Source organism: Cupriavidus sp. BIC8F (assembly GCF_032465815.1).
In the GTDB taxonomy this organism is placed as follows: domain Bacteria; phylum Pseudomonadota; class Gammaproteobacteria; order Burkholderiales; family Burkholderiaceae; genus Cupriavidus; species Cupriavidus necator.
In genome coordinates, this window is sequence record NZ_CP136096.1 from 283,094 (window position 1) to 301,371 (window position 18,278).

The window sequence follows — 18,278 nt, forward strand, 5'->3', positions numbered from 1 at the left end:
ATCAGCGTGATGGCGCGCCTGGGGCTGCAACGCGCGCTCGATCCGGCCTGGATCGATGAGTTGTTCGAGCAGGAGCGGGAGATGCAATACACGCGGGAGCTATTGTTCTCGACCACGGTGGAAATCATGTCGCTGGTGGCCGTGGGGCTGCGCCCGTCGGTGCATGCGGCGGCCAAGGCCAGTCCGGCGCTGCCGGTATCCATTACCGCGCTGTACGACAAGATCAGCCGAACCGAGCCGGGGCTGGTTCGTGCCCTGGTGCAAGGCAGCGCGCGGCGGCTGGCGCCGGTTGTGCAACCGATGTTGCGCAAGCAGCCGCCCTCGGTGGACGGCTATCGCCTGCGCATCGTGGATGGCAGCCATTTGCCGGCGAGCGAAAAGCGCCTCAAACCATTGCGTGGGTTTCGCGGCGCGGCCTTGCCGGGGCAGTCATTGGTGGTCTACGACCCGGATACAGCGATGATCGTCGATCTGGTGCCCTGTGAAGACGCGCATGCCCAGGAGCGGGCCATCATGGAAACCCTGCTCGAATCGGCCCAGCCTGGCGAGTTGTGGATCGCCGATCGCAACTTCAGCACCCGGGCGATCCTGGCCGGCTGGCAGCGACGTGGCAGCGCCTTCATCGTGCGGGAGCACGGCCGCAATCCGAACCCCAGCGAGCTGGAGCCGGCACGCAAAATGGGCCGGGTCGAGACTGGGCTCGTGTACGAGCAGGCGGTCAGCATTCCGGATGAGTCAGACGCGCCGCTGGTGCTGCGGCGCATTGAACTGCATCTGGATGGCGCTACCGAGGACGGTGACACCGTCATCCGCCTGCTGACCAATGTCCCTGCCACCCACCTGACAGCCGAGGCCGTGGCCAAGCGCTACCGGCAACGCTGGAGCATCGAGAATCTGTTTCAGCGACTCGAATCCGTGCTCAATAGCGAGATCCGTTCGTTGAGTCAGCCACGCGCGGCGCTGCTGGCCTTTGGCGTGGCCGCGCTCGCATATAACGTGCTGAGCGTGATTGCGACCGCGGTGAGAATCCAACATGAACTGGATAGCAGCGATATCGAGCTTTCGCCGTATTACCTCGCCAGCGAAATCCGGGCGACGTATGCCGGCATGATGATCGCTGTACCAAGCGAGGTGTGGCAAGGCTATGACCCACTCACTCCGGCCCAACTCGGCCGCATGCTGCTCAAAATCGCGACGCACGTTGATCCCCGCGCGATGCGCAAACATGCACGGGGACCGAAAGCGCCCAAGAAGAAAGGCTATGTTGCCGGCTGCGTGGCACGACGGCATGTGTCTACGGCCCGTGTCATCAAGGCTGGACGTGTCGTTTGATCACCTTGAAAGGGGTGGGTCTAATGGCCCCGACCGACGAGCAGGACGCCGTCGTTGACGCGGTGAAGGGCGGCGACGCCCTCAAAGTCAAGGCTTACGCCGGCGCGGGCAAGACCTCCACGCGCCACCCGACGCTAGGATACGGCGCCACCGAGATATCTTCCTGCTCGCCCGCTGGCAGCGCTCCCATGGCACGGCGCACGCGGGGGTGGGTCAGCCTGATCAGCGTTGCGTGGCGATCCTGCTGTTCGAACGATCCAAGTCGAACTACCTCACGATCGTGGACGCAGCCGCGATGCTCACCAACGCGCAGTTTCTGCCTTGCGACTCGGCGCACGAGGTGGCGATGGCGGACCACCTGGTGGCACAGCGGCGCGCCTTCCGTAAACCGCTCCGGCACATCGGCAACGCGCCGGTTCATCCCGATTTCGTGCTGACCGACACATCGCCGGAGGTGGTAATCGAAGTGCTGGGAATGGCTGGCAACCCGGAATACGACACCCGAATGGCGGCAAAGCGCCAGCGCTACCGCGCCGCCGGCGTGCCGTTCGTCGAATGGAACACTCCCGCGCAACCGCTTTCCGCGGTTCGGCTGCCGCCCCCTGTCGGGACAGCCCCGGAGACCACCCATGCAGGCTGATCACGCAGCGATGGATGAAGAACTGTTCCATAGGGCAATGGAACTGGTCCACCAACACCGCGCCGCGTCGGTGGCGCTAATCCAGCGCCATCTGCGCATCGGCTGGCATGCGTATTCCGCCGAACCTGGACACCCGCTCCGCCGCAAACTGGGCACCTGTTCCAACGCAAACTGGACACGCGTTCCAGGCCAAACTGGACACTACGGGCGCAGCGACGCGGGGTCGAAGTTCGGGTTTTACTCCTGGTCAGTCTGCGCTGTCAAACGGGCGCGCATTTTTCGCATGGAATCACCTTTCAACGTGAGCTGATGCGCGTTATGGACGAGCCGGTCGAGGATCGCGTCGGCCAATGTGGCATCGCCGATGGCGGCGTGCCAGTGATCGATCGGCAATTGGCTGGTGACGATGGTCGAACGGGCGCCGTGGCGGTCGTCGAGCACCTCCAGTAGATCGCGGCGGTGCACATCGTCGAGGACAGCCAGACCCCAGTCGTCGATCACCAAGGCGTCAATTCTGGCCAACTGCTTGAGCAATTTGGTGTAACGGCCGTCGGCTCGGCCGATGCTCAGTTCGTCGAGCAGGCGCGGCAAGCGCACGTAGTAGGCGCTGTAGCCCTGACGGCACGCTTGGTGGGCCAGCGCGCAAGCGAGCCAAGTCTTGCCCACGCCTGTCGGGCCGGTCAGCAGCACGTTCTGCTTCTCAGACAGCCACTGCCCGGCCAGCAGGCGCTGGAACAATGGCTTGTCCAGTCCTCGTGCGTGGCGGTAGTCGGTGTCTTCGGCAACCGTATTCGGCTTGAGCTTGGCGCGCAGTAGGCGCAAAGCCAACTGCCGCCCATCACGCTCGGTCGCCTCGCGGTCAACCAGCAGGCCGAGGCGCTCTTCGAAGCCGAGGTGATCAAGGTCCAGGCTGCCCTGATCGTGCAAGGCGCGCGCCATGCCGAACAGGCGCAGCTTGTTCAGCTTGTCGTAGGTGGGATGGTGCAGCATCATTTTCCTTTCGTTGGCGCTTCAGTGCAGGATGGAGTTCGATTGGTAGTAGTGGGCGCCGCGCAGGTTCTCGTGCTCCGGCAGGTCGAGCGTGCGTTGCGCGCCCGGCGGGGTCTGCAAGTCCAGGCTATTCTTGAGGATCGATTGCAGGCTCTTCCAACTCACGGCGTTGAGTTTGAGCGCATGCGCGCAGGCCGCTTCGAGGCGCGCGTTGCCGAACTCCTGTCCCAGCCGAAGCACACCCAGGCAACTGCGGAACGCCTGCTGCGGATGGCGCCGCTGGTGCAACAAGCGTTCGACCAGCGTGGCGCAGCGGGGGCCGATGGCAGTAGCCCGGCTGGTCAGTTTCTCCGCGCTCCAGCCCGCTACCTCGCGGTGGGTCCGCGGCATGTGCATGTCAACCGTCGTGTGCCGGCCCTTGAAGGCGCAGTGGGCATGACTGGCCAGCCGGTGGCCGTGTCGGAAGATCTCGACCGTCGCTCCGGTGACGCGTACATCGACCTGCTCGCGTGCGTGCTGGTAAGGAACCGAGTAGTAGTGGCCGTCTACCTCGACGTGGTAGTCAACGCCGACGCGGGCCAGCTTCCACTCGGCGTATTCATAGGGCTGTGCCGGCAAGGGGCGCAAGGCTGGCTGATCCATTTCGGCGAAGGCGCTGGCGCGGCTGCCGGGCAGCTTCTTGAACGGCCGTTGGTTCAAGGCGATCAGCAGGGCACGCATCTCGCGGTTCAGTTCGCCAAGGCTGAAGAAGCGCTGATGGCGCAGGCGCGCCAGCACCCAGCGCGACATCACCAACACCGCGTTCTCCACTTTCGATTTGTCCTTGGGGCGGCGTACACGGGCCGGCAATACAGCCACGCCATAGTGGCTGGCAAGGTCCTGATAGGTCGGGTTAAGGTCCGGCTCGTAGCGCGACGCCTTGGTCACGCCGCTGCGCAGATTGTCCGGCACCCACAACTCGGTGCAACCGCCGAAGAAGTTCAGGGCACGCACATGGCTGGCGATCCAGTCGGGCAGTTGTTGGGACCAGGTCGCCTCGATGTAGGTGTAGTTCGACGCGTCATGCCAACATACGCATGACGCGTCTAATGCGAACAGCGTTTTTATGTAGATCCTGCCAAGACGAGTGAGGTGCCGCGCTCGGTTGGAGGCGCGGCGTGTCCTCATTCGATTCACATAATCATAGCGACTTCAGGAATTGCAGAAGCGTCGCGGGTGGCTGGTACCGAGCTCGTTTCACAATTGGCGGATTCAACCGAGCGAGCGCGCGCTCCTTCATCTTAAGGTCCGCCTCGACGTACATGTGCGTCGTCGTCGGGCTCTCGTGACCGAGCCATAACGCAATCTCAGTGGGCCATACACCGGACTGCAGCATCGCCATGGCGGTCGAATGCCTGATACGGTGCGGTGATACCTTGACGTCAGCGAGTTCGGGATGTCGTTCCGACGCTGCCTTGGTCGCCAGCTTCAGCCGTTGACAGACCGTGGCTCGGTTCATTGCATTGCCTTGACGTGTGGGCAGCAGCGGCGATCGCTCGGTCAATTGCGGGTTGCGGCCAAGCCAGTCGCGAATATCTCGGACTGCGCTCTTCCAAAGCGGCAGCGACCGCTGCTTGCGTCCCTTTCCATGTAGGTGAATGAAAGAGGTCGGGCCAAGGATGACGTCGCCGACCTGAACACCAACGATCTCCGATACTCGTGCGCCAGTGTTATAAAGCAAGGTCAAGAGCAGTCGGTCTCGTTGACCGAGCCAGCTCGCCGTAGAAATGTCCATGAGGGCCAACATTTGCTCCTTTGACAGGAATCCGATCATCGGCCTGTCAAAGCGTTTCATTGGGACCGCCATCGCCTGTTCAATGACACGCAGGTTCGCGAGGTCGCGACGAGCCGCGAATCGCAGGAAAGACCGTATAGCCGCCAGCCGGATATTGCGGCTACGGACGGTGTTGTGCCGGTCTTTTTCGAGGTGCTCCAGAAAGCTGGCCAGGAACTTCGCGTCAATGTCAGCCAACCGCAAGACCGACGGCGGCTTGCCCAGATGTTGCTCGGCAAATCGCAACATGAGCAAGAAGGCATCGCGATAGGAAGCGACGGTACAAGGACTGAGCGCTCGCTGCTGCACCATGTAGTCGGTGAAAAACTCCTGCACCAAGCCGCCGAAGGTGGGTGAAGTTGAACTATGCATGGCGCACCTCCTCCAGTGCAAAACATTCGAACTTCGCACCCACCACCCTCATCAGTTCTGGCGTGCCGCTGAGGTACCAGTAAGTATCCGAGATGCTGGCATGACCAAGGTAGGTGCATAACCAGAGCACGGCGTGATCGACGGTCTCTCCTGTCTCATACCATCGTAGCAATCGAGCCACGGCGAAGCTGTGGCGCAGGTCCTGAATGCGCGGATGCGGGTAGTCCCCGCGTGCCTGCCAAGCCAATTGCCGACGCAGTTGGACGAAGACGTCTTGAACCGTCCTCTTCGGCAGGGCGCAGCCCGATTGCGACACGAAGAACGGCATGTCCGCACGGGTTTCGACACGCCGATCACGAAGTTGCCGGTATTCGTTGAGCGCTTGTACTGCACTGCTGTGCAACGGCAGGCAACGCGACTTGTTAAACTTGGTATGACGCACGGTCAAACAAGCACGTCGCAAATCGACGTCCCCATCACGAAGGTTCAATGCTTCTGAGAGCCGAAGGCCGACGGTGGCGATAAGGCCGAACAGCGTCCGGTAGGTCGCGGGTCGTAGTCCGTCCAACGGGGGCAGGCGACCTGCCTGCTCGAGCAAATCGCACACTTCCTGCCTGGTGTAAATGTGCGGCGCTAAGCGCCGATGGCCTGGCCCGAAGGTGTGTAAGTCAGGGATCTCGGTGTCGGGCTGGAACTGGCGGTAGTATGCCGCGAAAGGTCGAACGACTTCCAACCTGCGAGCCCAGGTCACAGGTCCGGTGCGCTTGACATGCTCGCGCGCCCAGTCGAGTTGCAGTTTGAGTGTCAGCGGCCCTCGATGCCAACGGGCATCCGCGTACCGGGCGAAACGCATTAATTGCTGGCCGGTGAAACTCAGTTCGAAGCCAAGTCGTCTGCGCTGATTCAGATATCGTTCGACAGCAAGCTGTACAGTGTTGTTGGTAGTGCTCATCTCACACCTCCCGGCCAGGGCATTGCAACAGCCGATAGGTGAACCATGTCGACCTTGGTGTAAATCATTGACGTGTCGAGCTCACGATGACGCAGCACGTCGGCGACTTCCTTGAGGGTGCTTCCGCTGGCGAGCATCCGACTCGCCAGCGTATGGCGCAATATGTGCACCCTCGTATGGGGAAGTCCGCCGCGCCGATATGCCTCGCGCACAATCTTGCGTAGCACCTCCGGGCCGATCGGGGCATCAACCGGCGCGACATGGCGAACAAAGACGCGCCTGCTCGCCGTCGGAGGTCGCTCCACTTGTAGATAGGTTGCGATGGCCTGGCCCGTGGTCTGGGGCAACGGCAGCACGTCTACTCGACGCGACTTATTCTTGGCGATGCGAAGGGTTCCCGCTTCCCAGTCGATGTCGTCCAGATCGATGGTGACAACTTCCCCGGCTCGCAGGCCCAGATCGACGAGGCACCGGACCATGGCGTAAGCGCGATGCCTGGATGGCAACCCTTGTGGAAATGCGTCAAGCAGCTGCAAAACCTCCTGCTGCGACAGCGTCTGCGGTAATACCGCCAAGCGTCTGTTCGCGGGCGATGTGATGACCGGCAGCAAGTGCGCCACCGCGTCCCCCAATGTTGCTCGATAGCGGAGATACGCGCGCAGCGTGCCTGCAACAACCTTTGCGCTGCCCGGACACAGTCGCCGAAGCTGTCTGTCGATGAACCGGCGCAGTTCGTCCTGGGTAGGTGAGCCAGCACCGTGGCTCTGTTGCAGGAAGCATCGTAGGATGCTGAGACGTTGCATTCGCGTGCTTCGCGCCCGTCCGCGTGCGCGGTTCATGTAATCATCAAAGCGGCGAAGTTCATCATCAATCGCGGCGATAACCTGCTCCTTACGCAGCAGCCCGGCTTCATCCAGTGCGATGAGCAGATGCCGCAGTGCCGCTCGGACCGTGCGCCCGTGCCTTCGAACTGGCGGTGGGCAGGTACAGCGCGGGAGGTGTTCAGTGATGAAACGCCGAACTACGTCGTCTGTAAGGTCGCACGCGGCAATCCGACGGCGTCGTATCCAGCGGGCGAAGTGTGCGACACAATACAGGTACATTCTTACGGTGTGATCGGCGTAGCCTCGCCTGACGAGGTACTGACAATAGCCACCAATGTACGGAGCGAGAACGCTGTCGCGCAGCCACGAAGCCGGTGCAGCGTGAAGCGAAGGAAGGGTATCCATGAATGGCTCCTGAAGGGGGACGGCCACTACAGGAGACCTGTTTTTTTATGTGAAGTCCAATTCCGCCTGACTTGGTCGAGGACCACTCTCAGACTGCCACGTCTGCTGGACCGCATCGCTCGACGTCGCATAAAAACGCTGTTTGCATTAGACGCGCCCAGAACGGCAACGAAGATCTGGGCCTGCTTGATCTCGCCAGTAGCACCGTCCGTCACGGCCACCGTCTGGCCGGCGTAGTCGATGAACAGCTTCTCTCCCGGCGTGTGGGTCTGGCGCATCGACAGCGACAGCCGCTGGCGCCAGCGCCGGTAGTGGTCGCAGAAGGCGCTGTACTGGAAGCCGTCCTCCTGCCCGGCCTTGTACTCCTGCCACAGCAATTCCAGTGTCACGCCCTTGCCGCGCAGTTCGTTGTGGACGCGCAGCCAGTCCGGCGCTGGTCGCTGCACCGAAGACGGCTCGCTGGGCGGGAACAGCAGCCGTTCCAGGGACGGTTCGTCCAACTCCGACGGCAGCGGATAACTCAGGCCCGCCAACTTGGCACGTGCCAAGTAATCGGACACGGTGGTCGGCGAGACGCCAATGATGCGAGCGATTTCTCGCTTCGATCGGCTGTGGCCGAAATACAGCCGCAATACTTCTTGGATTTTACGCATGGATAACCTCTTGTTGGCCAACTGACACCCCGGAAAAATCTGCCAGAGTGCCACGGTTATCCCGCGTTGCTACGCCCTTCGTGGCCGCCTCAAGCTGTCCAGTTTGAGGCGGAATCAGTGTCCAGTTTGCGCTGGAATCGCCGTCCAGATTGCCGTGGAATCAGTGTCCAGTTTGCCGTGGAATGGGTGTCCAGTTTGGCGCGGAAAACGCAGCTGGCAGGCTGCGGAAGCACTGTTGGCCCGCATGGCCGCCGAAACGATGGCCGTTCGCAAGATGCAGAACGGCCTTTACCTCTACATCCACGGCCCTATCGGCGCGGAACTGGCGCGCCTGAACGGCTTCGCGCAGGAGGTGCTGGCCGCGCTTACGGAAGATTGCATCGACGCGGCCCACCTTCGGGCCTCTGCCATTCGCTATGGCCTGGCTGCAGAGACAACCGTCTCGGCTCGTTGCGGCGACCAGTGCGCCTGCGCGACGCTCTTCGAGTTCCCGGTCCGATGCTTCAGGGCAAGCGGGGCGGCGCTGGGCTCTGGTGAGCCTTAGGCATCCACGACTTGAGCGAGATACAGGGGAGCATCGTCGCCCCTGTGCGTTGGTCCAACCCGGGCGAGCGGATTTCTATGTCCGCACCCAAGGCCGATGAAAAAGAAGCCGCGTTCGTCCAGCTGTGGGTCTGCCGCGTTAAACATCACCGAGAGCCGGCACTTCGTGCAAGTCCACATGGTTCACTCCTTGCTTGACTTCGGGTCGCGCGCGCTACGCTAAGTTCACGATGGTTCAGGCGGTCCGCGAAAGCGGTGCCATCGAGCTGTTCCGAGAGGCTGACAGGTCCCACATCCACCCGGCCCTGCACTGGGCCAATCAACAAGGTAGCAATGCAGCAGTTCGATAACGACCAATCCGAATACCCGGAGCCTGAAACCGTCCTAGCCATTCGCGGCGCGATCGCAATCGGGCGCCACGGCGGTCCGATGGGGCCTGAGGGTCACTGGCTCAACGAGTTCTGGCAGATCGGCCGCACGCTTCGCGACCACAGCGACATGCTGCAGGGCTTCCAGGGCACCGCGTGCCGCAACCTGCTCAGCACTTCGACGCGATACCTCGCCATCAACGAGCCGGTATTCGAACAGCCCGACGAGCGATCTTAACGGGCAGCCGGTCGGTGCAGGCATAATTCCGGCTTTTCCACCCGGACCTTGCCATGCCAACCGGCCTGCTCAACTGCGCCCACTGCGATGGCGCCCCACTTTTCATCGCCGGCCGGCTGCAGGCCGTCGTCGTCTGTGAGGAATGCGGTATCTCAACGTCGCCAGTCCGCCTGGAATCCACTGACACGGACACCGCATTTGCGCAGTTGCGCGCGATCTGGAACACCCGGGTGGAACACCGGCCGGCAGACCAGCAGACGATTTCCATGCTCGCCCGCCGTGAGCTGACCTCCTCCGACATTCCTTATTTCCTGAACCTGCTCGCGTCGACCACTGGAGAATGGGCAACGAACGGGCCGAAATTCGCCGCCATGGCCGCGGCGTTGGCGCAGCCTGGATTCCAGTTCAAGCATGTATCCCCGCCCGAAACCGTCCTGGAGGACGCCGGCCGGTACCGCAAACTCGTCCGCCGCTCGAAGGTCATCTATATAGATGGCGCCCCCCTGGTCCGGTTCGATCACATACCGGCCCTCGCCGCAGCAATCGCCGAGGAAGCGAAGGAAGACGATGAATGGCCATTCCCCATTCTTGAAGAGTTTGTCGCGCGGGCATTAGACATGCTTGCCGGATAACGCCGAGCCTTGACTTCGCGCAGGCCGCGGCAAGCTGGAAGCTCCACAAGCCAGGACATTTCCATGCTGCGACCGCTCGCCTCCGCCCTCTCGAATTTCCTCTGCTTTACCCCAGCTGCGGCCAGCGCGAAGGACTCACCGGCTCGGGCCTGTGCACACGTAATGGCGCAAGGGCGGCCGCCAGCCTTACATTCCGCACGTCGCGGACACAATTTGACGCGAATTTCGTTGCTAGCCTGGCGACCGAAAGACGTTCTCTGAGACGCCGAGTAGCGTGAGCACCTGATGCTGCAAGCCAGTTAGCGGCACGTCGAAGACTTGCACGGTGTGCGCACCTTCGATCAACTGGTGGCGCTCAGCGAGGCTGAACAGACGTAAGATTTGTTCGGTGGTGGGGCGTCTGCACTGACGCTGCTCCGGGTACAGAGGAAGTTCATCGATGTGCTCGCGCTTCATGGCAAGACGTAGCTCGCGCTCAATGAGCGCCTGCATCACGGTAACAAAGCGCCCGCCCGCGCGATCAATGTAGTCGGTGTTCTCTCGCGAACACAGTTTTGAATCGGCTACATAGAGAAAGTCGCTGCGCCCTGCCACGGCGCGCAGCGTATTCCAGGTCTCAATGTGGGTACGCGAGTCGCTCGCGTTGCCGTCGGTACAGCGAAACGCGACGGGAATGTTGCCGTCGGCGGTCATGGTAAGGATGAACAGCAACTGCTTCAGATCGGGGCGATGGTCCTTCGAGTGGTGTGGCTAGCCACACCACTCGAAGTATGTGGCGAGCGCAGTTATGTGGCGCAGTCCCGGGAACCCGTTGATCCATCGTGGGTTCGCCTTGGGGCTGGCCACATAATCAGGAACCCATAGAATGGTGTGTCCTTCCCCAAGGAGGTGACCACCATGTTCGAACTACTCTTCTCCCGTCCGTCCGCAGTAAAGCGGCACCAGGATGCCCCGTTGGCTGCCGAGCGAGCCGCGTATCTCACGAAGCTGATTGATCAGGGATCGTCGTTGAGCGTGGTCCGGCAAGCTGCATTCGTTTGCCGATGGGTCGCTCAGCGCACCAGGAGTTGGCCTCCCAATCGAGGCATATGCGAAGAAGACCTGAAGATGCTAGCCGTATCGTGGGCACGCCGACGTGCAACGAACAGAAGGCGAGCGGTGCCGTTACCTTCCCCCAAGGTAACTATTCAGCGGGCATGGGCGAAAGCACGTTGCCGGTGAACGCGTGAGCCAAGGCTTCAAAGAGAGGTCGGGACTGCTTGCGCAGGGTGGCGAGGTAGGAGCGGATGGTGCAGAACGCGTCGAGACCGTTTTGGCTGCGGAAGCAGCCAGAGACTTTCTGCTTGAGCTTGGGCATGCGGATGTCGCGCTCGGCCAGATTATTCGTAAATGGCACCCGATGATCGGCAATAAAGCGCCAGACCTGGTCGGCATGACGTTCCAGACGCGCCAGCAGATTGAACGCAGGGCTTTGCTTGATCTTGCCTCGCTGCTTTGCCTGCGAGGGGGCACGCTGCTGCTGCGGATTGAGTCTACGGCCTTCGGCAATCAACTTGCTCGAACGCTGCCGGTAGTAACTTTGACGCTGTTTGGGCAGGCTCTGCGCACCCTGGTCGATACTGCGGCCGACCTCGCCGCACGCTTGGCGCAGCAGCTCAATCAGCTTTGCGGCCCAGGGCTGCTGTGTGGTTTCCGAGATGAAAATCAGCTCGCGCAGGTGATGGGCGTTGCACAACGCGTGCTCGCATTCATAGTGCGCATAGGGGGCCCAGCCGTCATGCACGGCAACGCCCGTGAACGCCGGGAGAATGCCGTGACTGTCCATGGCCTCTTTGCCCCGCTTCTGATGCGCGCCCAGCCAGCTGAGCATCGCCGTCGATACGCTATGCAGCCAGTGAAGCTTGCCTGCCACGTGCACCCCCGATTCGTCGAAGTGTGCCACGGTCGCCTCCTGCAACGCCTGCCTGATCTGTGCAACGGCAGGCTTGAGCGCAAAGGCGGCTTCGTTGATGCAGTTCTGGACTGTACCTGTGCTCAGCCGCACACCGAACAGATCGGCCAGCGCCTGGGTCGTACGGTCCACCGGCAGCTGCTGATATTGCGTCAGGTACACGACTGCCGCCTTGATCTGCGATCCGTACTGCGCCGCCTGACTCACGCCTGCGGGGAACGCTGCGCGATGCACCTTCCCGCATCCGCACTGTGCCCGCTCGACGCGATGCTCGGTCACTTCAAAGCGGATTGGCGGCAGGTCAATGACCTGCCGCGATTCGGCCAATACCGACACGTCCTCGCGGGCAATCGGCTGACCACAAGCGTCGCACAACGGCGCAACCGAATGGATTTCAACGTGATCAGGCTGCTCAACGCGCTTGAGCGTGTTGCCCTTGTGGCCGGGCTGACCACCGGCCTTTGCTTTGCCACGCTCGCGCAGAGACTTCGGCTTGCGGCGCAAGCCATCCGACGATGGCGGCTTGCTCGAGTTGTGACTGTCCTTCCCGAGCCTTGCCTCCAACTCATCCACCCGCTTCAGAAGCGTATTGACCATTGCGACCAGTTCGATGATGAACGCATCTTTCTGCTCGTGCGTCATCGACTTCAAATCGGGAACCGGCAACTCGGGGGTCTTATTCGACATCCCGACACTATGCCGGGTTCAGCCAATGTTTACAACACCCGCTGAATAGTTACCCCCCAAGGAGAGTTTCCGTTCGACGGCACGTGGCTTCCTCCGCGACGCGGGCAAGTGGGTAGCTCCCGCCGCCGTCTCCGGACCTTTCGAGGACAGGATCCAGGCGTTTCTTGTTGCGCAGCAGGATCGGGGCCTGGCCCCGGCCACATGCATCAAACGGATCAAACAGGCTCGCAAGTTCGTCGCTTACCTCGAACAGCACGACGTCGGCCTTGAGCAGGTTCGAGCGTCACATCTGGATGCCTACTTTCAACACCTCGCTGCCTCCTGGTGCCGTCTTTCCATGGGGACCGCGGCGGAATCATTGCGCGCCTGGCTGCGCTATTGCGAGGAGAAGGGCGACGTGCACCCGGGGCTCGCGAAGGCAATCATGGCCCCGCGGATCTACCGATATGAAGGCGTTCCGGTCAGTCCCACCTGGGAGCAGGTTTCCCTCGCCATTTCCCGGGCCGAAGGCGCTCAACCAGCGCAGCTTCGAGCGCGGGCAATTCTTCTGCTCCTCGCGATCTATGGTATTCGTTCCGGTGAGCTGTGCCGGTTGCGGCTCGACGATATCGACTGGCGGCAGGAGACGATACACTTCCAGCGGTCCAAGAGTGGCAGACGGGATATCTATCCACTTGAGGCAACTGTCGGCAATGCCATCCTGGACTACCTGCGTCATGCACGTCCACCCCATTCAGGCAGGACCCTGTTCCTGACACTTCTCGCGCCCTTTCGTCCGCTCTCCGGCCAAGGTCTTTACCACATCGTCCATGACCATCTTGCGGAGGTAATTCCGGGAAGGAAGGGCTGCAACCCCCACGCGCTGCGGCACGCCTGTGCGCGTCATCTCGTTGATGCCGGTTTCAGCCTGAAGGAGATCGGCGATCATCTGGGTCACCGCAGCGCCGAGGCAACCCGGATTTACACGAAGGTGGATCTGAACGCGCTGCGTCTCGTGGCCATGGAAGATTTGGGGGGACTTGCATGAAACTGCTCCCTGCAATCGAGGCCTACGTGAGCGTCAGGAAGGCGATGGGGGCCGAATTCACCACCGCCGCCAAAGTACTGTGTCACTTCGGGCGCACAGTCGGTGACCGGCCCGTCGAGGAAATCAGCGCTGGACAGTGTGTGGCCTTCTGCTCCGGCGGCCCTGGCGGAGGCTATCAGCGGAACAAACATCACATCCTCAGCGGCTTCTTTCGTTATCTGGTTGGGCGGGAGTTGCTCAGCGTCTCCCCACTTCCGCATCCGCCAAAGCGAAGTCCGACTACTTTTCAGCCGTATATCTACTCGCACGAGGAGCTTGAGCATCTTCTTGCGGCGACGGCCATCGTGGATTCATCGAGGCGATGGCGCATGCAGCGAATCACACTGCGAACGTTGCTCCTGTTGCTTTACGGCACCGGGTTGCGTGTGAGCGAGGCGCTTTCGCTGCGACTTTGCGATGTGGATCTCGCCAACGCTGTTCTGCACATCGTGGATACGAAATTTTTCAAGTCCCGCCTGGTTCCGATTGGAGGCGATCTATGCAGGGTGCTTGCAGAATACCGGTGCCAGCGCGAGTATCTCCCGCTTCCAGCAGAAGAGCAGTCACCACTCTTCGTGTTTCGGACCGGAAAGCCGCTCTCCTACGCCGCGGTCCGATCCGTGTTCGCACGGCTTCGCGAGCTGGCTGACATCCGGCGACCCGCCATTGATCGCTGGCAGCCACGCATCCATGATTTGCGGGCCACCTTTGCTGTTCACCGGCTGCTTGCCTGGTATCGCGAGGGCGCCAATTTGCAGACCCGTTTGCCCCTTCTGGCTACTTACCTTGGACATGCAAGTGTGTCGGGCACTGCATGTTATCTCTCCATGATCCCGGAACTTCTGAGCGAAGCCTCACTCCGCTTCGAGCGCTATGCCTTATCTCGCCAGGAGGATAACCATGGCTAAGCATTCTCTGCTCGGTCCCTATGTGCGCCGCTTCCTTTTGGAGTACCTGATATCCGACCGCGGCCTGAGTCGCAACACCCAGAAGGGCTACCGCGACGTCATTCGCCTGTTGGTCCGGTTTCTCGAATCCCATCACCATAGTGACGCCACACAGCTCACGGTCGAACACATTACACCAGACGCTGTACGTGCCTTTCTCAAACACCTGGAGAAGGACAACGGTAACTCGGCCGCTACCCGCAATCACCGTCTCGCTGTCATCCATTCCTTCCTGCGCTTCGCCGCGAGTCAAGCCCCGGAGTTGCTTGACCTTGCGACCCAGGTCCAAGGCATCCCCCTACGACGAGTCCCTTCGCAACCGATGCCTTACCTGGAGAAGGCGGAAATGGATGCTCTCCTGGCCGTCCCCAATCGAGATCACGCACAGGGCCGCCGTGACTACGCGATTCTTCTATTTCTCTACAATACCGGGGCTCGCGCACAGGAGGCTGCCGACGTCACGATCGGCGATCTGATTCCGGGTTCCTCCGTCTGCGTTCGCATTCGTGGCAAGGGAGGCAAGACGCGCATCTGCCCGCTATGGCCTCATACCGCAAATGTCCTCCGGGATCTGCTCGCGGAACGAGATGATTCTGCTTCCCAGAGGCCGCTCTTCATCAATGTTCGCGGTGCACCGATGACACGCTTCGGTATCCACACCCTGGTCGAGCGGATCGTCTTGCGGGCAACCAGGACGCTCCCATCTTTGGGCACGAAGAGAATCAGCCCGCATGCCATTCGGCGCACCGCTGCCGTCCATCTGTTGCGATCCGGTGTTGACGTAAACACAATTCGCGCGTGGCTGGGTCACGTCTCGGTCGAGACTACGAACCGGTACGCTGAAGTCGACCTCGAGATGAAGGCGAAGGCGATCGCAATGTGCACGGTGACTCCGAAAGAAGGACGAACCTATCAAGGACCGCTCTGGCGAAAGGATCCCGAATTGATGGCCTTCCTGGATTCGCTGTAACTGCAACCGACCGGCGCCCGGTTATGTGGCCAGCCCCAAGGCGAACCCACGATGGATCAACGGGTTCCCGGGACTGCGCCACATAACTGCGCTCGCCACATACTTCGAGTGGCCATAGGTGATCACCGGTGCGGTTCGCCCGCGAATCTTGCGGCCTGAGGCGCCACGATAGCTGCCACAGAAGCGGATCGAAGTGCTGTCGTTATGGCACTCGTCGAAGTTCACGCCGAAACGCTCCCCGACCGCCAACGCCACCTCGGTCAACAAGGCCGACCGGTCGGCGTCAAACAGCCGATCCAGCGCGCGTCCGAGCCGATCATCGCCGAGGTGCGCCATCTCCTCGGCACGGATGCCGAACATCCCACTGGCGAAGCCGTGCACGGTGTCGTGCTGGCGGTAAATCGGCTCGCGTTCGACGATGATCGAGCGCAGCAGGACGCCCAGGGCTCTGGCGTGTGGAACCGCACAGCGTGCGTCCGAGGGGACGTGTCGATCGAGTACGTCCTCCAGGCCGATGCGTTGGATGAAGTGATTGATGAGGGGTAAAGGCCCCAAGCGCTCGCTGTGAAGGATGAAGCGAGCCTTGTGCGGAGAAGGTTCTTGCGTGCCTTTCATTCTGTCGCTAAGCTTAGCGACAGAATCTTAAAAGTCAAGTTCATGCCACACCGCCCCGAAGCCGTCATCAAGCAAGCCCGCGAGCGGATCGAGCGCATCCGGGAGACGCTCAATGAGATTGACTATCTGTGTTCCGGGACGCTACTGGAACGCATGAAGGTCTGCGGCAAGCCGGGCTGCCGCTGCGCGCAGGATCCCGACGCACGCCATGGCCCGTACTATGAGTGGGGGCACATGAAAGGCGGCAAGCTTGTCCATCGGACGGTCTCACCCGAGCAAGCCGCCGTGTTACGGCGTGCCATCGCCAACTATCGGCAGGCGAAGAAGCTGATGCAGGCGTGGGAGGACGAAACCGAACGCCTAATAGACGCCGAAGCTCCCCGCAAGCCCTGACCTACCGGGGCGCCCGGGAAATTACGCGGAAATTCGATCGGCGACCTGCGGAAAGTAAGGCCAGCCATCACCAAGACCAGCCAGACGCGGCTCTTGTGTTACCGCGCCTATGCCGTGATGCGCTCCGCTCAGACCCGAACGGCGCTCTGAGAATACCTTACCCGGAAAGCGATGGATGCCGCCCGCGAGCTGCCGCGCGACAGCGACTGGCTTCCCGCGAATGAGCGCGCCAGCCTGGCTGACTATGGGGCAACCAAAATGGCAACAAAGCACAAGGGAGCCAGCGCGAGGATTTTGTATTGACGCGGCTTTTCGGTAAAAGCGACCCTTTTTCTGCGAACTTTCTGGGAAAACAGTATGAGCATGCTCATACCTTTGCCATCGAGCGTTTGCGGATACTGGCCGGAAGGCCGGCCGACCAGCGTCGAATAGGGGCCTGCTTCCGATGAGCAGTTCCGGCCTCAGCCCTGCTTCGCAAGAATTCGATAGAGCTTGGTCCTTGAAATCCCAAGCTGCCGCGCAGCCACTGCTTTGTTGCCACCGGCGGCCAAGATTGCGGCCTTGACCTCATTCAGAGTGGGTTCCTTCTTACCCAAGCTCAACTGGGTGGAGTAGGTAGAAAGATAGGCATTCGCTTTGGTCGCCCGGCTGTGGCCAGCGGCCTCCACCACCTTGCACATCGCTTCGCGGTGTGCCGCCACATCAACAACTCGCCCGCTCCCCTTCACAGCCGCCGGCTGGCCGCTCTCCCGCTTATACATCTGCTGCAGGTATTGGTGACGCAGCCCGTGCGCCGTCACACCGTCGCCGTCTTTGGTGATTCCGTGCTTCTCCAGCACGGTATAGAAGCGTCGACGCCACCGGTTCTGGGTGAAGGAAGCAGGCATCAGCGTGCCTCGCTCCGGATTCGTGACGTATGCGAGTGTTGCCGCCTGCCCGAGCAACTCGTACTGCCAGCCGAACTCTATCGGGACCCGGCAGGCGCGCCCGCCTTTCGTGCCGTCATGCACGAGCAGCATCCCCGATGGCAGGACGTCCAAAGCAGGCCGCAATCGCCAGCTTTCCTTTGCTCGCAGGCCAAAGCCAGCTTCCAGCTTGAGCTGCAGTGCGACGTGGGCGTCCGTGACCGCGATCTCGGCGATCTTCGCCGCCGCATCAATGCCCTTGCCATCCCACGACCGGTCTTCGCGCGCAACATAGCTGCGCTCGTATCCGGCCGGTCGTTGCACATAGTCTTCGATTCGGCCGACCACGTTGGTCTTCCCCATCCATGACATCAGCGCACGCAGGTGGGTGAGGCGTAGCTCCACCGTTCCCACATTCAGCTTGCGCTCCTCCACCCAAAACTGGACCAGCCAGCGGATGTGCTTCTGCCGAATGCTGTAGGGCGAGGTTACGGCCATGCCACCAATGCTGCGCAGCTCCACGAACATGGCGAGAAGTGCCTGCACGCGCTGTCGCTGTGACATCTGCGACAGCGATCTGCCGCTGACTCGCGTCCCGCTATACGGCAGGTGCAAGTGTTCCGCAGCCAGGACTGCGAACTCAGCCTTGAATCTCTCTGGCAGGTGGTATTGGTTAATGATGGGGCGCAGGTTGATTGTCTTGGTCATACGGCGTTCTCGAACGTTTGCGCTTCGCGCGTGCGCGCCACGGCGAGTGTCCGCCACCGGACCTCGCAGCTCGCTGCTGGACAGCGCCGACCCCCGATCCGGCTTTGTCCCCTCGGTGCTCCGGGGTACCACCCCCAGCTTTCCGGCCCACCTAGCCGGTCTTGCCACTACCTTCCTGTCCTTTAGCGATGCCAAACCGATCAGCCCTGAGCATGGAAGCAATGCGTCGTGACTGTCCGCAGTGCGGGCGCAGGCCTTCGCCTTGCACGCCGCT

General features: G+C 61.5%; 18 protein-coding genes and 2 pseudogenes. 10 read left to right on the top strand and 10 right to left on the bottom strand.

Annotated elements, in window-relative coordinates:
- Positions 1 to 9 precede the first annotated feature (9 nt).
- Positions 10 to 1,332 (top strand): IS4 family transposase, encoded by a 1,323-nt coding sequence (locus RS901_RS36170; protein WP_316157301.1) that lies wholly within the window; start codon positions 10 to 12, stop codon positions 1,330 to 1,332.
- A gap of 232 nt (positions 1,333 to 1,564) precedes the next feature.
- Positions 1,565 to 1,972 (top strand): DUF1173 family protein, encoded by a 408-nt coding sequence (locus RS901_RS36175; RefSeq protein WP_410054264.1) that lies wholly within the window; start codon positions 1,565 to 1,567, stop codon positions 1,970 to 1,972.
- 237 nt (positions 1,973 to 2,209) lie between these two features.
- Here the strand turns inward: RS901_RS36175 and istB are convergent, their stop codons facing one another.
- From istB to RS901_RS36205, 6 genes and pseudogenes are all read right to left on the bottom strand, one after another.
- Complete coding sequence (istB, locus tag RS901_RS36180; protein WP_316157628.1) at positions 2,210 to 2,962, bottom strand: IS21-like element helper ATPase IstB; 753 nt, start codon at positions 2,960 to 2,962, stop codon at positions 2,210 to 2,212.
- Between the two features lie 21 nt (positions 2,963 to 2,983).
- Positions 2,984 to 4,021 (bottom strand): annotated as a pseudogene (gene istA / locus RS901_RS36185) (IS21 family transposase); the annotation flags it as partial.
- A gap of 121 nt (positions 4,022 to 4,142) precedes the next feature.
- A complete protein-coding gene (locus tag RS901_RS36190) occupies positions 4,143 to 5,147 on the bottom strand; it encodes a tyrosine-type recombinase/integrase (protein WP_316157455.1) in 1,005 nt (334 codons plus the stop codon).
- The gene (locus tag RS901_RS36195) at positions 5,140 to 6,099 is read right to left on the bottom strand and encodes a tyrosine-type recombinase/integrase (protein ID WP_316157456.1); all 960 of its coding nucleotides are present in this window, start codon (positions 6,097 to 6,099) and stop codon (positions 5,140 to 5,142) included. Before RS901_RS36195 ends, RS901_RS36190 begins: the two co-directional genes overlap by 8 nt.
- Positions 6,096 to 7,328 (bottom strand): tyrosine-type recombinase/integrase, encoded by a 1,233-nt coding sequence (locus tag RS901_RS36200; protein ID WP_316157457.1) that lies wholly within the window; start codon positions 7,326 to 7,328, stop codon positions 6,096 to 6,098. The genes RS901_RS36195 and RS901_RS36200 overlap by 4 nt, the downstream gene beginning before the upstream one ends.
- Before the next feature lie 146 nt (positions 7,329 to 7,474).
- A pseudogene (locus tag RS901_RS36205) lies at positions 7,475 to 8,002 on the bottom strand (IS21 family transposase); the annotation flags it as partial.
- 214 nt (positions 8,003 to 8,216) lie between these two features.
- Here RS901_RS36205 and RS901_RS36210 point away from each other — a divergent pair.
- The 3 genes from RS901_RS36210 (at position 8,217) to RS901_RS36220 (ending at position 9,762) form a co-directional block, all read left to right on the top strand.
- Complete coding sequence (locus RS901_RS36210) at positions 8,217 to 8,525, top strand: hypothetical protein (RefSeq protein WP_316157458.1); 309 nt, start codon at positions 8,217 to 8,219, stop codon at positions 8,523 to 8,525.
- Between the two features lie 332 nt (positions 8,526 to 8,857).
- Entirely contained in the window at positions 8,858 to 9,130 is a 273-nt protein-coding gene (locus RS901_RS36215) for a hypothetical protein (RefSeq protein ID WP_316157459.1), read from the top strand.
- Between the two features lie 53 nt (positions 9,131 to 9,183).
- Positions 9,184 to 9,762, top strand: a complete 579-nt coding sequence (locus RS901_RS36220) for a hypothetical protein (RefSeq protein ID WP_316157460.1) — start codon at positions 9,184 to 9,186, stop codon at positions 9,760 to 9,762.
- Between the two features lie 231 nt (positions 9,763 to 9,993).
- Here the strand turns inward: RS901_RS36220 and RS901_RS36225 are convergent, their stop codons facing one another.
- Together RS901_RS36225 and tnpC are read right to left on the bottom strand one after the other, a co-directional pair.
- Entirely contained in the window at positions 9,994 to 10,473 is a 480-nt protein-coding gene (locus RS901_RS36225; RefSeq protein WP_316157461.1) for a hypothetical protein, read from the bottom strand.
- 472 nt (positions 10,474 to 10,945) lie between these two features.
- Positions 10,946 to 12,400: an IS66 family transposase gene (gene tnpC / locus RS901_RS36230; RefSeq protein WP_316148913.1), complete on the bottom strand. Its 1,455-nt coding sequence runs from the start codon at positions 12,398 to 12,400 to the stop codon at positions 10,946 to 10,948.
- 358 nt (positions 12,401 to 12,758) lie between these two features.
- Here tnpC and RS901_RS36235 point away from each other — a divergent pair, with 358 nt between their 5' ends.
- Genes RS901_RS36235 through RS901_RS36245 form a run of 3 tightly spaced genes read left to right on the top strand, consistent with a single transcriptional unit; the run spans position 12,759 to position 15,383 of the window.
- Positions 12,759 to 13,427, top strand: coding sequence for a tyrosine-type recombinase/integrase (locus RS901_RS36235; RefSeq protein WP_316157462.1), 669 nt, complete (start codon positions 12,759 to 12,761; stop codon positions 13,425 to 13,427).
- Complete coding sequence (locus RS901_RS36240) at positions 13,424 to 14,374, top strand: tyrosine-type recombinase/integrase (RefSeq protein WP_316157463.1); 951 nt, start codon at positions 13,424 to 13,426, stop codon at positions 14,372 to 14,374. Before RS901_RS36235 ends, RS901_RS36240 begins: the two co-directional genes overlap by 4 nt.
- Complete coding sequence (locus tag RS901_RS36245) at positions 14,367 to 15,383, top strand: site-specific integrase (protein WP_316157464.1); 1,017 nt, start codon at positions 14,367 to 14,369, stop codon at positions 15,381 to 15,383. The genes RS901_RS36240 and RS901_RS36245 overlap by 8 nt, the downstream gene beginning before the upstream one ends.
- A 21-nt stretch (positions 15,384 to 15,404) precedes the next feature.
- Here the strand turns inward: RS901_RS36245 and RS901_RS36250 are convergent, their stop codons facing one another.
- Complete coding sequence (locus RS901_RS36250; protein ID WP_316157465.1) at positions 15,405 to 15,998, bottom strand: DUF4277 domain-containing protein; 594 nt, start codon at positions 15,996 to 15,998, stop codon at positions 15,405 to 15,407.
- Here RS901_RS36250 and RS901_RS36255 point away from each other — a divergent pair.
- Both RS901_RS36255 and RS901_RS36260 read left to right on the top strand, forming a co-directional pair.
- On the top strand, positions 15,984 to 16,391 hold the full coding sequence (locus tag RS901_RS36255) for a DUF6788 family protein (protein WP_316157466.1): 408 nt from the start codon (positions 15,984 to 15,986) through the stop codon (positions 16,389 to 16,391). The genes RS901_RS36250 and RS901_RS36255 overlap by 15 nt on opposite strands.
- Before the next feature lie 171 nt (positions 16,392 to 16,562).
- On the top strand, positions 16,563 to 16,694 hold the full coding sequence (locus RS901_RS36260) for a hypothetical protein (protein WP_316157467.1): 132 nt from the start codon (positions 16,563 to 16,565) through the stop codon (positions 16,692 to 16,694).
- Between the two features lie 158 nt (positions 16,695 to 16,852).
- Here RS901_RS36260 and RS901_RS36265 read toward each other — a convergent pair whose 3' ends face one another.
- The gene (locus tag RS901_RS36265; protein ID WP_316157468.1) at positions 16,853 to 18,004 is read right to left on the bottom strand and encodes an integrase domain-containing protein; all 1,152 of its coding nucleotides are present in this window, start codon (positions 18,002 to 18,004) and stop codon (positions 16,853 to 16,855) included.
- Positions 18,005 to 18,278: the final 274 nt, after the last annotated feature.